Consider the following 12908-nt stretch of genomic DNA (forward strand, 5'->3'; position numbering starts at 1 on the left):
GTTAGCTCTCTTTCGTTTTACTTAAGGTGCTCCCCAAAGAGGCACTGATCACCAGTAAGATCGCTAACCACTGTGTGACACTGAGCAACTCCGCCAGCAATAAAAAACCGGCCAAGGCAGCGATCGCCGGCTCCATACTCATCAGTACACTAAAACTTTTGGCCGTCAGCGCCTTTAATGCCACCATCTCCAGACTATAGGGTAAGGCACTGGACAGCGCCGCTACGGCGATAGCCAGTGGGATCACCTGCCAGCTGAATAAACTGCTACCGGCACTGACCAGACCAATCGGTACTAAAAAGGCGGCGGCCACCGTCATGCCAAGGGCCACCGTAATGCCACCCGAGGCCAGATTACCAGCGCGCTGACCAAATAGAATATAGCCGGCCCAGCAGGCACCAGCGGCAAGCGCTAACATCACCCCAACCGGATCCAACGCATCGACACTGGTCATATCCGGTAACAGTAACAAAATACCGCCCAATGCCAGCGCGACCCAAGCTAAGTCTAATTTGCGCCGCGAGCTAAATAACGCCACCGCCAAAGGGCCGGTAAATTCCAGCGCCACACCAATCCCCAGTGGAATACGGGCAATCGCCAGGTAAAACAGCAGATTCATGCCGCCGAGGCAAGCGCCATAGACAATCACCGCGCGCCAACTGCGCCCCTGTGGTAACTGCCGCCAGGGCCGGAATACCAGCCACAGCATCAGAGCTGAAAATCCGACCCGCAGCGCTGTAGTCCCCGCCGGACCAATCAGCGGAAACAGTTGTTTGGCAATTGAGGCTCCACTTTGAATGGTGACCATCGCCAATAATACGCTGGCGACTGCCAGCCAAACGGCCTTGTTGCTTTGCATAACTGCCCTGTTTATTACCTGATTAGCATTATTTTACGCCATTCCCGGCCCTGCGTGTTGGGTTTGCCGGGGCGTATTGACCAGATTGCACCGAAAACAGGCAAAATGCCTGCTTCTGGCGCAGGCAGGCAATAACAAACCGGCATTAAGCCAGGTCATTGTCTTGGCAAATTCATCGTTTTGTTAAGGCTTTGTCATCACCAAGCATCAACATAAGCAAGCTGGCACAGTACCTGCTTTGGTACCTACTGTTAAGCTAATGATCTCAGCCACAGCGGAGTGCACTATGGAAAGCTTATCCCGCCGTAATCATCCGTTACGCGATGTACTGGATAAAGAATTGCAGCAGCGAACCTTTGGCTCTGTTAGCGCCCCCTGCCGGCTGTGCCATTTTATGCTGACCGTTAGCCCGGCGCTACGTAGCCTAGAGCTGTCGCAAATGCAGCAACTGGCACAGCAGCAAGGTCAGCAGCTGAGTGACAATGCCCAGGATTTGACGCTGCCGCTGTACGGTCTATGGCTACGCTGGGAGCGGCATGGCGAGTTCTCCAGCTATACCTTTATCCGCCCCGGCATGGCCGAGCCCTGGTTTGATGATCCACTTAGCTTTTTGCCCAGCCGCGACTGGTTCAGCGAGCTGCCCGGACAGATTTTCCGCATTGTGCAGCTTACTATTCTGACCGCAGAGCAGCCACCCGCTGAGAGCTTGATCCGGCAAAGTTTTAATGCCGATAACTGTATCAGCAGCGAGTTAGCGGCTGGGCGGGCGCGGATCTGGACTGACTTTCAAAAGCATGCCGAAGGTGCCGGCCGGATGCTGCTATTAAGTAAAGGCTTAACCGGCGATGCACTTGGCCGGCTGGCACAACAGCTGTTTGATCTCGGCAATTACCGTAAGCTGTCACTGCTCGGCTGGCCGCTGGCCCGCCAGAGCCTGCAAAAATTAAGCGAACTGGAATTGCAGCTGGCAGGCCTAACCCAGAGTATTGAGCTGCAAAAACGTAGCGATGAGCAGTTGCTGCATGATATCACCGGTCTGGCCGCTGCGACCGAGCGGCTGATCGCCGAGAACAGCAACCGCTTACAGGCTACCGCAGCCTATTATCAGCTGACACTGGACAGGCTAAAGGCGTTGCAGGAAAGCCCACTGCCGGATCATTTGTCATTGCAGGACTTTACCGAAAAACGCCTCACCCCGGCCTACCGAACCAGTGAGGCAGTACAGCGCCGGCAACAACTGCTCTCCAGCCGCCTGGGTCGCTGTACTGAGTTGTTGCGCACCCGGCTGAATCTGAAGCTGGAGCAACAAAATCAGCAACTGCTAAGCTCAATGGAGCAAAAAGCCAAGTTGCAGCTGAAGCTACAACAGATGGTGGAGGGGTTTTCACTGGTTGCCATCAGTTATTATGCCGTGCAGTTGGCGGCTAAACTGCTGAGCAGCTTGCAATATTGGTGGCCTGGGCTTAACGCCGAGCGCTGGCAAAGTCTCGCTATTCCTGTCATTATTATTAGCGTGGCGGTGCTGCTGCGCTATCAGGCGGCCCGCTTAAAACGGAGTCTTTAAGGAAAGGGTAGCTTGATTAGCAATCTGAAGTGGTCTCCTTTGCTGTTGGCACTGCTGGTGCAGCCATTAACAGCAGATGAAGCAAAACCGGTACAGCGGTTAAGTCCGCACAGCACCGCTATGCCTGTTAGCAAGCCAACGGCACCACAGATCCTGGTGTATAAAAGCCTACGCCAGGATGGTTCTGCCGTTTTTTCCGACCGGCCACCTGTTGATCAGCAGTATGAGCTGCTACGGTTTGATTGCTTTGCCTGTGCGGTGCGTTCGCCAATCAACTGGCATACCACGCCCTTGTTCCAGCGCCGCTTTGCACGGGTGATTGAGCAGGTTGCTGCCGAGTTGGTGCTTGAGCCGGCTTTAATCCGGGCCGTGATCCATGCCGAGTCGGCCTTTAATCCGCAAGCCATTTCGCGTCGTGGTGCCCAGGGCCTAATGCAGCTGATGCCAGAAACGGCCGCTATGCTTGGGGTGCAGGACCCCAGCCAGCCAGAACAGAATATTCGTGGCGGCAGCTTATATCTGCAACAGTTACTGCAGAGCTTTGATGGCGATCTCAGACTGGCGCTGGCTGCCTACAATGCCGGACCTGGTGCAGTCCGGCGTTTTGGCGGTGTACCGCCCTACGCCGAAACCACCGCCTATATCGAACGGGTCATGATTTTAAAGCAGCGTTATACCGGTGGCTGAGCAGGCTTTGGTTTAGCCAGTAAGGCGGCTTTCATCAGATCTTTCCAGGATACCAGCCCCAACAGGCGTTGCTGGGCATCGGTAACCAGTAAACAACTGATATTACGCTCCACCAGCATGCTGGCAGCCTGACGGACACTGGTATCAGGTGCGACGGTAAACACCGGAGCCGACATCACCTGGCTGACTTTACGGCTGCGCATCATCAGGCCAATCGCCTGTTCACTGGCCGCCTCCATCATCGGACTTAACTCTTTAAAGTAGTCTTTAACCGACACTATGCCTACCACGCGGTCCATACTGTCCACCACCGGCACATGCTGGAAACGGGCCTGACTAAACACAGCCCGCAATGATGCCAGATTAGCCTCCCCGGTTGTTGTCACCAGTCTGGTTCTTGGGGTCATAATGGCTAGTAAAGACATCTGCTTACCTCACTATTCTTTATCCATCCCATCCAGCGTCACACCAGATAGGAAACCCGAGCCCTTAACCTCGTTATTACGCAGCTTAATCATCAAACGTAAATCGTTCGGTGAATCAGCATGGTGGATGGCGTCGGTATAGCTGATGGTGCCGCGTTGATAAAGGTCATACAGTGCCTGGTCAAAGGTTTGCATACCAAGCTCGCGTGACTTGGCCATCACGCTCTTAATCTCTCCGACTTCGCCCTTGCTGATTAAGTCCGCCACGAACGGCGAATTCAACAACACCTCTATCGCCGCTACCCGGCCATTGCCGTCTGCAGTTGGGACCAGTTGCTGAGCAACGATAGCCCTCAGGTTCAACGACAGGTCAAACAATAACTTATCGTGCATCTCTTTCGGCACTAAGTGCATAATACGGTCAATGGCCTGGTTCGCATTGTTGGCGTGCAGGGTTGCAATACAAAGATGGCCGGTTTCGGCGAAAGAGAGCGCAAACTCCATCGTTTCCTGCGAACGGATTTCACCGATCAGGATCACATCCGGCGCCTGGCGCAGTGAGCTTTTCAGCGCCGCATCAAAGGATTCGGTATCAATACCAACTTCACGTTGCGTAATTAAACTGCGACCATGTTCGTGGACAAATTCGATTGGGTCTTCAATGGTCAGAATATGACCACGGGCATTTTTGTTGCGATAACCAATCAGGGCGGCCAGAGACGTCGACTTACCGGTACCGGTGCCGCCAACAAAGAGTACCAGGCCCCTTTTGGTCATGATCACTTCTTTCATGATCGGTGGCAGGCCCAGATCTTCAACATTGGGGATGGTGGTCACAATGCGCCGCATCACCATACCGGCCTTATCACGCTGCCAGAAAGCCGACACCCGGAAGCGACCAGCATCGTTATGAATGGCAAAGTTACATTCTTTTTGCGTATTAAATTCGTGCTGCTGCTTTTCATTCATCGATGACAACACCAAGGCTAATGAGTCCATCTCGGTCAGCGCCTTGTCATCCAGCGGTGTCAGCTCGCCATTGATTTTGGCCGCCACTGGCATGCCTGCGGTAACAAAAAGGTCTGAAGCTTTAACTTCAACCATTTTCTTTAAATAATCAACTAGTTGCATACCTACCTCTAGATTCGGCCCATGGCGCCAAAGGTATTCTTATCCTGAGCTTTGGCCGCGGCGTCTTTCTGTGTGACCAAACCACGGTTTACCAGGTTCACCAGGCATTGATCCATGGTTTGCATGCCATGGGCGGCGCCGGTTTGAATCACGGAATACATCTGGGCAATCTTATCTTCACGGATCAGGTTACGGATCGCCGGTACCCCAACCATAATTTCATGCGCCGCGATCCGACCGCCACCGACCTTTTTCAGCAGCGTCTGCGAAATAACGGCTCTTAATGATTCAGACAACATCGAACGCACCATATCTTTTTCTTCACCGGGGAAGACGTCGATAATCCGGTCGATAGTTTTAGGCGCTGAGGTGGTATGCAGGGTACCAAACACCAGGTGGCCGGTTTCTGCTGCCGTCATCGCCAGACGAATGGTTTCCAGATCCCGCAACTCACCGACCAGGATCACATCCGGATCTTCCCGCAGCGCTGAGCGCAGAGCATTGCTAAAACTATGGGTATCGCGATGCACTTCACGCTGATTAATCAGGCTGAATTTATTGCTGTGTACGAATTCAATCGGATCTTCGATAGTCAGAATATGGTCAAAGCGGGTACTGTTGATATAGTCGATCATCGCCGCCAGGGTAGTACTCTTACCCGAACCGGTAGGCCCGGTAACCAGCACCAGACCGCGTGGATTCTCAGAAATGGTTTTAAAAATCTCCGGCGCGCCCAAATCGTCCAGCGTCAGGACTTCGCTGGGAATGGTCCGGAATACCGCCGCCGCACCGCGATTTTGCACAAAGGCATTGACCCGGAAGCGGGCTAAATTGGGGATTTCAAATGAGAAATCCGACTCCAGCCGTTCTTCGTATTCTTTACGCTGCTTGTCGGTCATAATTTCATAAACCAGCGCATGCACTTCTTTATGGGTTAGCGGTGGAATATTCAGTTTGCGTACATCACCATCAACGCGGATCAACGGCGGTACACCGGCAGAAAGGTGCAAATCTGAGGCTTTATGTTCAACACTAAAGGCTAATAATTCGGTAATATCCACAACCAGTCACTCCAATTTACCTATTTATGATGAATAACATAGCAGAACAACTGGCCCTCGCCTATCAGCAACTGCACAAATTCAGCGAAAGCCGGCCCAGCGACTGGCCGGCGCCAAAATTGATCGCGGTCAGTAAAACCAAGACTGCGGCAGATATTGAAGCGGCCTATGCTGCCGGTCAGCGGCGCTTTGGCGAAAATTATCCGCAGGAACTGGCCAGCAAAGCCGCTGCGCTTACCCATTTGGGTGAGCTGGAGTGGCACTTTATCGGGCCGTTACAGTCAAATAAGACCAAACTGGTGGCGGAAACCGCCAGCTGGGTACACAGCCTTGAGCGCGAGAAAATCGCCCGCCGCTTGTCCGAGCAGCGCCCGGCACATCTGCCGCCATTAAAGGTGTTGCTACAGATTAATATCAGTGCCGAAGTCAGTAAGGCAGGTATCACTGCAGAGCAGATGCTGCCGCTGGCAGCTGTCGTGGCCACTTTGCCTGGCCTGACACTCAGTGGACTGATGGCGATTCCGGAACCCGACCCGGCACGACTGGAAGCCGACTTTGCCCAAATGCAACAACTGTCGCGCTTATTGCAGCAGCACTATCCTCAAGCTGTTGAATTATCGATGGGAATGTCCGATGACTGGCCACTGGCTCTGCGATATGGCGCAACTATGATAAGATTAGGTACGGCTATTTTTGGCGCAAGGAATTATGACAAGCATGAATGACAACAGGGTCGCCTTTATCGGCGCAGGTAATATGGCACGTTGTGTCATCGCCGCTATGGTAAAAGCCGGCTATCCGGCGGAAAATATTCTGGCAGCCAATCGCAGTGAACCCAAGCTGACCGCGCTTAAGGCTGACTTTGCGATTGCCACCAGCCTCAGCAATATTGAGGCCGCCCGCTGGGCTGATGTGATAGTGCTGGCGGTCAAACCACAAATGATGCAGCAGGTGTGCGAACAACTGTTGGCCGAAGCACCAGAATGTCAGGAGAAGCTGTTTATCACCCTGGCGGCGGGTTTACCGGTCGCGCGCTATGAGCAGTGGTTAGGTGATATCCGCCTGGTACGGGCGATGCCGAATACACCGGCGCTTGTTAGCCTGGGCGTAACAGGGCTCTTCCCCAGTCGCTGCTCCAACTACGAGCGCGCCTTTGTTGACCATATTTTCAGCGGTACCGGTATGCGGGTCTGGTTAGAGCACGAAGCACAGATTAATCATATTATCGCCGCGACCGGCAGTGCCCCGGCTTACTTTTTCTATTTTATGCAAGCCATGCAGCAAAAAGCCGAGCAGCTCGGTTTTAGCAGCAGCGAAGCAAAAGCCATGATCGCTCAAACCGCGCTCGGTGCTGCCACCATGGCGCTACAAAGCGACCACAGCTTCGACGAATTACGGCAGCAAGTGACGTCGAAAGGCGGCACCACGCATGAAGCCATAAGCAGCTTCAGCGCTGCCGGCCTAGAACAGATGGTCGCTGCGGCGATGCAGGCGGCAATTGACCGTGCAGAAGAAATGGCGAAAACGCTTTAAGCAGGGAGTGATCTGATGAATGCAGTAATTTTTCTTATTAATACCGCCTTTACGCTCTATCTGATGGTGGTAATGCTCCGCCTGTGGTTACAGCTGGCGCGGGCCGATTTTTATAATCCGTTTAGCCAGTTTGTGGTCAAGGCCACTAACCCGCTGGTACTGCCATTACGCAAGGTGATCCCCAGCCTCGGTCAGTTAGACACCGCCACCCTACTGCTAGCCTATCTGATTGCCACGGCCAAATTTATTGTGCTGCAACTGGTGTTTTCACCGTCACTTAATCTTGGTGTCAGCTTTGTGTTAGGCGGTCTGTTATTACTAAAAGAAGCCTTGAACCTGCTGTTTTGGGTGTTGGTGATCCGGGCCATTATGAGTTGGTTTAGTCAGGGCCGGAACCCGATGGAACGGGTGTTCCATCAGTTAACTGAACCCTTTTTAGCGCCGGTTCGTCGGATTATTCCGCCACTGGGCGGCCTGGATTTGTCAGTATTGGTGGTACTGGTCGCCCTGCAGTTTATTAATATTCTGCTCAGCGACTGGTTAAGATTTGTTTAACAGGAGTCCCATTATGCACCCACTACTTAAGCTGATTAGCGCTTTGCTGCTTGCTCTACTGTTAACCCCGAACGCCCAGGCTGAACAAAAGAAACAGTTGGGTAACTGGGATGTGCATTATATCGCGTTTAACTCGACCTTCTTAACGCCGGAAGTGGCGCGGGCCGCCAATTTAAGCCGCAACAAAAGCAACGCCATTATTAATATTTCGGTACTGGATAGCCAAAGCCAGCAGGCACAGCAAGTGGTGATCAGTGGTATTGCCCGCAACTTACTCGGTCAGCAACGTGAGCTGACCTTTCGCGAAATTAAAGATGGCGAGGCCATTTACTATATCGCCGTCATGCCATTTCGTAATGAAGAGCAGTTCCGCTTTAGCCTGGATATCCGCCAGGGTAATCAGCGTCAGCAACTGAACTTTGAACAAAAACTCTATACCGAATAGGACTTGCTGATGCAAAAAGTGGTATTGGCCACCGGTAATGCCGGTAAGGTCGCAGAACTGTCGGCAATGCTGGCGCCCTTTGCGCTGGACATTGTGCCACAAACCGCACTGGGCGTAAGCGATGCCGACGAAACCGGTTTGACCTTTGTTGAAAATGCCATCTTAAAAGCCCGCCATGCTGCCCGGATCACCGGCTTGCCGGCAATTGCCGACGACTCAGGCCTGGCGGTTGCGGCCCTGGGCGGCGCCCCCGGTATTTACTCTGCCCGCTATGCCGGTGTTGGCGCTGGCGATCAGGCCAACATCGACAAACTACTCGAGGCAATGACCGGCATCACTGCCAGTCATCGGCAAGCCGCTTTTCATTGTGTTTTGGTGTATTTGCAACATGCTGCAGACCCGACACCGCTAATTTGCCACGGTAGCTGGCAAGGTGAGATTGCCTTGACGCAAAGTGGCAATGGCGGCTTTGGTTATGATCCGGTGTTTTATTTGCCAAAGCTTGGCAAAACCGCAGCCGAACTGACCAAAGCAGAAAAGCAACAGCTAAGCCATCGTGGGCAGGCACTGCGACAACTGGTGGCCGCGCTGCAGGTTAAGGAGCGCGCGCTTTGAGTTTAAGCCTGCCGCCGCTATCACTTTATATCCATATTCCCTGGTGTATTCAGAAATGTCCTTACTGTGATTTTAATTCCCATGCTGTGAAACAAGGGATCCCGGAGCAGGAATATATTGCGCACCTGCTGGCCGATTTAGATCAGGATCTGCCACTGGTCGCTGGCCGCCAACTTAGCAGCATTTTTATCGGCGGCGGCACCCCCAGTGTATTTAGCGCGGCCGGCATCACCCAAATTCTGGACGGGGTTAAACAGCGGCTCCCTGTCGCTGCGGATTTAGAAGTGACAATGGAGGCCAATCCGGGCACCTTTGAAGCGGAGCGCTTTGCCGGCTATGTCGCTGGCGGAGTGACGCGTTTTTCGATTGGGGTGCAGAGTTTTCAAACGCAGCAACTGAGCGCGCTGGGGCGCATTCATAATGCCGAAGAAGCCAAAGCCGCGGCGCGGCTGGCTGCGACCCTGCCACTACAGAGCTTTAATCTGGATCTGATGCATGGTTTGCCTGGTCAGACACTAACAGGCGCTCTGGCTGATTTACAGCAAGCCATCGACCTTAACCCTCCGCATTTATCCTGGTATCAGCTGACGATTGAGCCGAATACCGCCTTTGCCAGCCGGCCACCGGTGTTACCTGAGGATGAGTTGTTATGGGATATCCAGCAGCACGGCGCTGAGCTGCTGGCTGCGGCCGGTTATCAACAATATGAAACCTCAGCCTACAGTAAAGCCGGCCATCAGTGCCGGCATAACCTGAATTATTGGCGCTATGGCGATTATTTGGGCATCGGCTGTGGCGCCCACGGTAAAATCACCCTGCCCAGCCGTAATAGTATTTTGCGTACAGTAAAGATTAAACACCCGAAGGGCTATATGGATTTAAGCCGTGGTTATCTGGACGAGCGCACTCAGGTTGAGCCGGAAGACCGGCCCTTTGAGTTTTTTATGAACCGCTTTCGCTTACTGGAGCCCTGCCCAATCAGTGACTTTAGCGCCCTGACCGGTTTGCCGCTAAGTGTTATCAGTAGCCCCCTAGCTAAAGCCGAGCAAAAACAACTTATAACGGTCAGCCACGAGCATTGGCAAATTACTGCCAAAGGTGCCCGCTATCTGAATGATTTACTGACACTCTTTATTTAAATAACCAAACAGAGGTCTGTTATGCGACAACATTTGACTTTCCGAACTGCCACCCTGCCGCTGCTACTCGGTAGCCTGCTAATCAGTGGCTGCGGCCCGAAAACGGCTGAACCCAGCGCCGTAGTGCCGACGGTTGCACAGCAACAGGTGGATATGAATGAACGCGCGAACCAGCTGTTTGAGCAAATCTTTAACGAGCGGGTGCAGCGCAACCCGGTATTACAAACCAGCCTCGGCATAAAAGATGACTATGACAAATGGCAGGATCTGTCTGATGCGGCGTTCGAAGCAGAACTGGCACTCACCCGCCAGCATCTGGCTTTACTGGAAGCGATTGATGTTGCCGCGCTGGATAACCAAACCCGTTTGAGTTATCAGTTAATGCACAAGCAGCTGCGGGAAATGCTGGAAGATGCGCGCTGGCGCCTGTACAGCTATCCAGTGAATCAGATGTTTGGCGTGCATTCGCAGGTGCCGGCGCTGCTGATCAATCAACATAAAATCGACTCCGTCGACGATGCCAAAGCCTACATCGCCCGCTTAAATGCGGTACCGGAATTATTTCGCCAGTTACAGCACCTGCTCACGCAAAGTGCCGAAGCCGGCATCATAGTGCCGAAATTTGTGTTTCCACACCTATATTCGGCCAGCGAAAATCTACTGCAGGGCGCACCGTTTTCAGAGCAAGGTGACAGTACTCTGCTGGCAGATTTTAGCAGCAAGGTGGCAGCGCTGCCGTTAACAGAGCACGAGCAAAAGCTGTTGCTGGATGAAGCCAGAGTGGCACTCATTACCAGTGTTGGGCCAGCCTATCGCAGCCTGATCAGCTTTTTACAGCAGTTAGAGCAGCAAGCTGGTACCGATGATGGCGCCTGGCGCTTTCCGGATGGGGCGGCCTTTTATCAGAACCGTCTGGCCCGGATGACCACCACCGATTACAGTGCCGAGCAGATCCACCAGTTGGGACTCCAACAGGTTGAGCGCATTCATGGCGAGATGCGGCAAATTATGCAGCAGGTGGGCTTTGCCGGCGATCTGGCGGAGTTTTTTGTGTTTATGCGCGAGGCACCCCAGTTTTACTATCCGGATACCGAGGAAGGCCGTGCGGCTTATCTGGCTGAAGCCACTGCCGTCATTGACCATATGCGTACCCGGCTGGACGAGCTGTTCTTGGTTAAGCCCAAGGCAGAGATGATAGTCAAAGCGGTTGAGCCATTTCGCGAACAAACCGCGGGCAAAGCCTTTTACCAACGCCCTTCGATGGATGGCAGCCGCCCCGGCGTGTATTACGCCAATTTGTACCGTATGAGCGATATGCCAAAGTATCAGTTGGAAGCGCTGGCCTACCATGAGGGCATACCGGGCCACCATATGCAACTGGCCATTGCGCAGGAGCTGGACGGTATTCCGAAATTCCGCCGCTTTGGTGGTGCCACCGCCTATATTGAGGGTTGGGGCCTGTATTCTGAATTGCTACCGAAAGAAGTTGGCCTTTATCAGGACCCCTACGCTGATTTTGGCCGGCTGGCGATGGAATTATGGCGTGCCGCCCGCTTAGTGGTCGATACCGGTATTCACGCTAAAAAGTGGAGCCGTGAACAAGCGATCCAGTATCTGGTCGACAATACCCCTAATCCAGAAGGCGATGCGGTAAAAGCCATTGAGCGTTATATTGTGATGCCGGGCCAGGCCACCGCCTATATGGTGGGCATGATCAAACTGCTGGAACTGCGCGAGCTGGCGAAAAGTGAACTGGGTGAGCGCTTTGATATCCGCGAGTTTCACAATGTGGTGCTAAAAAATGGCGCTGTACCGCTCGATGTATTAGAGCAACTGGTAAAAGATTATATCGCCAGCAAACGCGCCTAAATAGCGGTGGGCAGCAGCCGTACTGCCTGGCGGTGCGGCACTCGCCATGGAGGATAACGGATGATCAGCGTCAATTATTATGATCCCGAGCTGGGAGGCTGGCAACAACAGCAGGTCAGCCGCCTGCCAGTGAATGCGCGGCATACGCCGCCGCTGTGGCTTGATTTACAACAGGCCAGCGCAGCAGAAGAGCAACAACTGCTGCAGGACCTGGGCATCGCCGCTACCATGGCCGAAGATTTTAGCAAATCCCGGCACCCGCCAAAATTTGAAGCAGTGGGTGAATTTAACTTACTGATTTTAAGGGCTTATGCTGACGCTGGCTTTAGTGAACTGACCGAAAGTGCTCAGCTTAACCTGCTATTCTGTCATGACATTCTGATCACCAAGCTGCATTGCCGCCAGCAACCGCTGTGTAGCCAACTGCAACCACAATTAGCAAAGCCTAGTGCTAACCAGATCAGCGACTGGGTGAAGCAACTTACGCTGATCGTCGCAGCCAGTTATCTGGAAAAACTACTGGTGTTTGAGGATGAATTGGGTGAGCTGGAAGACCGAATGCTGCATAAAGGTAATGACGAGCTGATGACGATGATGATGCGTTATCGCTCCGTATTGCGTAAAGTCAGTCGCAACCTGGCCTATCAAAAAGATCTCTTTGCTGATGCCCTGTTTGAAGAGCAGCACAGTCTGCTGCGGCGTTTTGCGCTGGCCGATTTGCGCGACTTTTATGAAAAATTTGAACGGCTGCATTCGATGACTGAGATGTATTATGACCAGCTTAGTGATCTGGTACAGGGCTATCTGTCGACCACCTCACATCAAATCAACGAGCGGATGAAGGTACTGACTATCGTCAGTAGCATCTTTATTCCACTGACCTTTCTGGCCGGCGTTTATGGCATGAACTTCCGCTATATGCCAGAGTTAGAAAGTGAAAATGGTTACTTCATCACCTTGTTTATGATGGGCCTTCTCGGCTGTGGCAGCCTGTTGTGGTTTAAATTCAGAAAATGGTGGTAACA

General features: G+C 53.0%; 14 protein-coding genes. 10 read left to right on the forward strand and 4 right to left on the reverse strand.

Annotation, left to right across the window (positions count from 1 at the left end; translation table 11 throughout):
• Position 1 precedes the first annotated feature (1 nt).
• The gene (locus tag H1D31_RS11670; RefSeq protein WP_261259039.1) at positions 2 to 859 is read right to left on the reverse strand and encodes an EamA family transporter; all 858 of its coding nucleotides are present in this window, start codon (positions 857 to 859) and stop codon (positions 2 to 4) included.
• Between the two features lie 286 nt (positions 860 to 1145).
• On the opposite strand from H1D31_RS11670, the gene H1D31_RS11675 reads away from it, so the two are divergent.
• Positions 1146 to 2423 (forward strand): DUF3422 domain-containing protein, encoded by a 1278-nt coding sequence (locus H1D31_RS11675; protein WP_261259041.1) that lies wholly within the window; start codon positions 1146 to 1148, stop codon positions 2421 to 2423.
• A 12-nt stretch (positions 2424 to 2435) separates the two neighbouring features.
• Positions 2436 to 3110, forward strand: a complete 675-nt coding sequence (locus H1D31_RS11680) for a lytic transglycosylase domain-containing protein (RefSeq protein ID WP_261259043.1) — start codon at positions 2436 to 2438, stop codon at positions 3108 to 3110.
• Here H1D31_RS11680 and H1D31_RS11685 read toward each other — a convergent pair.
• From H1D31_RS11685 to H1D31_RS11695, 3 genes are read right to left on the reverse strand one after another with little or no spacing between them, the layout of a single operon-like run.
• Positions 3095 to 3535 (reverse strand): HPP family protein, encoded by a 441-nt coding sequence (locus H1D31_RS11685; RefSeq protein WP_065955113.1) that lies wholly within the window; start codon positions 3533 to 3535, stop codon positions 3095 to 3097. The genes H1D31_RS11680 and H1D31_RS11685 overlap by 16 nt on opposite strands.
• Before the next feature lie 12 nt (positions 3536 to 3547).
• Positions 3548 to 4666, reverse strand: coding sequence for a PilT/PilU family type 4a pilus ATPase (locus H1D31_RS11690; protein WP_065955114.1), 1119 nt, complete (start codon positions 4664 to 4666; stop codon positions 3548 to 3550).
• A gap of 8 nt (positions 4667 to 4674) precedes the next feature.
• Positions 4675 to 5727 (reverse strand): type IV pilus twitching motility protein PilT, encoded by a 1053-nt coding sequence (locus tag H1D31_RS11695; protein WP_065955115.1) that lies wholly within the window; start codon positions 5725 to 5727, stop codon positions 4675 to 4677.
• 29 nt (positions 5728 to 5756) lie between these two features.
• Here H1D31_RS11695 and H1D31_RS11700 point away from each other — a divergent pair, with 29 nt between their 5' ends.
• Genes H1D31_RS11700 through H1D31_RS11735 form a run of 8 tightly spaced genes read left to right on the forward strand, consistent with a single transcriptional unit; the run spans position 5757 to position 12906 of the window.
• On the forward strand, positions 5757 to 6452 hold the full coding sequence (locus H1D31_RS11700; RefSeq protein WP_065955170.1) for a YggS family pyridoxal phosphate-dependent enzyme: 696 nt from the start codon (positions 5757 to 5759) through the stop codon (positions 6450 to 6452).
• Positions 6445 to 7260 (forward strand): pyrroline-5-carboxylate reductase, encoded by an 816-nt coding sequence (gene proC / locus H1D31_RS11705; RefSeq protein WP_065955116.1) that lies wholly within the window; start codon positions 6445 to 6447, stop codon positions 7258 to 7260. Before H1D31_RS11700 ends, proC begins: the two co-directional genes overlap by 8 nt.
• Positions 7261 to 7275: 15 nt before the next feature.
• A complete protein-coding gene (locus H1D31_RS11710) occupies positions 7276 to 7815 on the forward strand; it encodes a YggT family protein (RefSeq protein WP_008607603.1) in 540 nt (179 codons plus the stop codon).
• A gap of 13 nt (positions 7816 to 7828) precedes the next feature.
• A complete protein-coding gene (locus tag H1D31_RS11715) occupies positions 7829 to 8260 on the forward strand; it encodes a DUF4426 domain-containing protein (RefSeq protein ID WP_008607602.1) in 432 nt (143 codons plus the stop codon).
• A gap of 9 nt (positions 8261 to 8269) precedes the next feature.
• A complete protein-coding gene (gene rdgB / locus H1D31_RS11720) occupies positions 8270 to 8875 on the forward strand; it encodes an RdgB/HAM1 family non-canonical purine NTP pyrophosphatase (RefSeq protein WP_065955117.1) in 606 nt (201 codons plus the stop codon).
• Positions 8872 to 10014, forward strand: a complete 1143-nt coding sequence (gene hemW / locus H1D31_RS11725) for a radical SAM family heme chaperone HemW (protein WP_261259050.1) — start codon at positions 8872 to 8874, stop codon at positions 10012 to 10014. Before rdgB ends, hemW begins: the two co-directional genes overlap by 4 nt.
• Positions 10015 to 10035: 21 nt before the next feature.
• Positions 10036 to 11883, forward strand: a complete 1848-nt coding sequence (locus H1D31_RS11730; protein WP_261259053.1) for a DUF885 domain-containing protein — start codon at positions 10036 to 10038, stop codon at positions 11881 to 11883.
• A gap of 60 nt (positions 11884 to 11943) precedes the next feature.
• Positions 11944 to 12906: a magnesium transporter CorA family protein gene (locus tag H1D31_RS11735; RefSeq protein ID WP_261259055.1), complete on the forward strand. Its 963-nt coding sequence runs from the start codon at positions 11944 to 11946 to the stop codon at positions 12904 to 12906.
• The last annotated feature ends 2 nt before the right edge of the window (positions 12907 to 12908 follow it).

It is taken from the genome of Alishewanella sp. BS5-314, from assembly GCF_025377695.1.
Taxonomy (GTDB): domain Bacteria; phylum Pseudomonadota; class Gammaproteobacteria; order Enterobacterales; family Alteromonadaceae; genus Alishewanella; species Alishewanella aestuarii.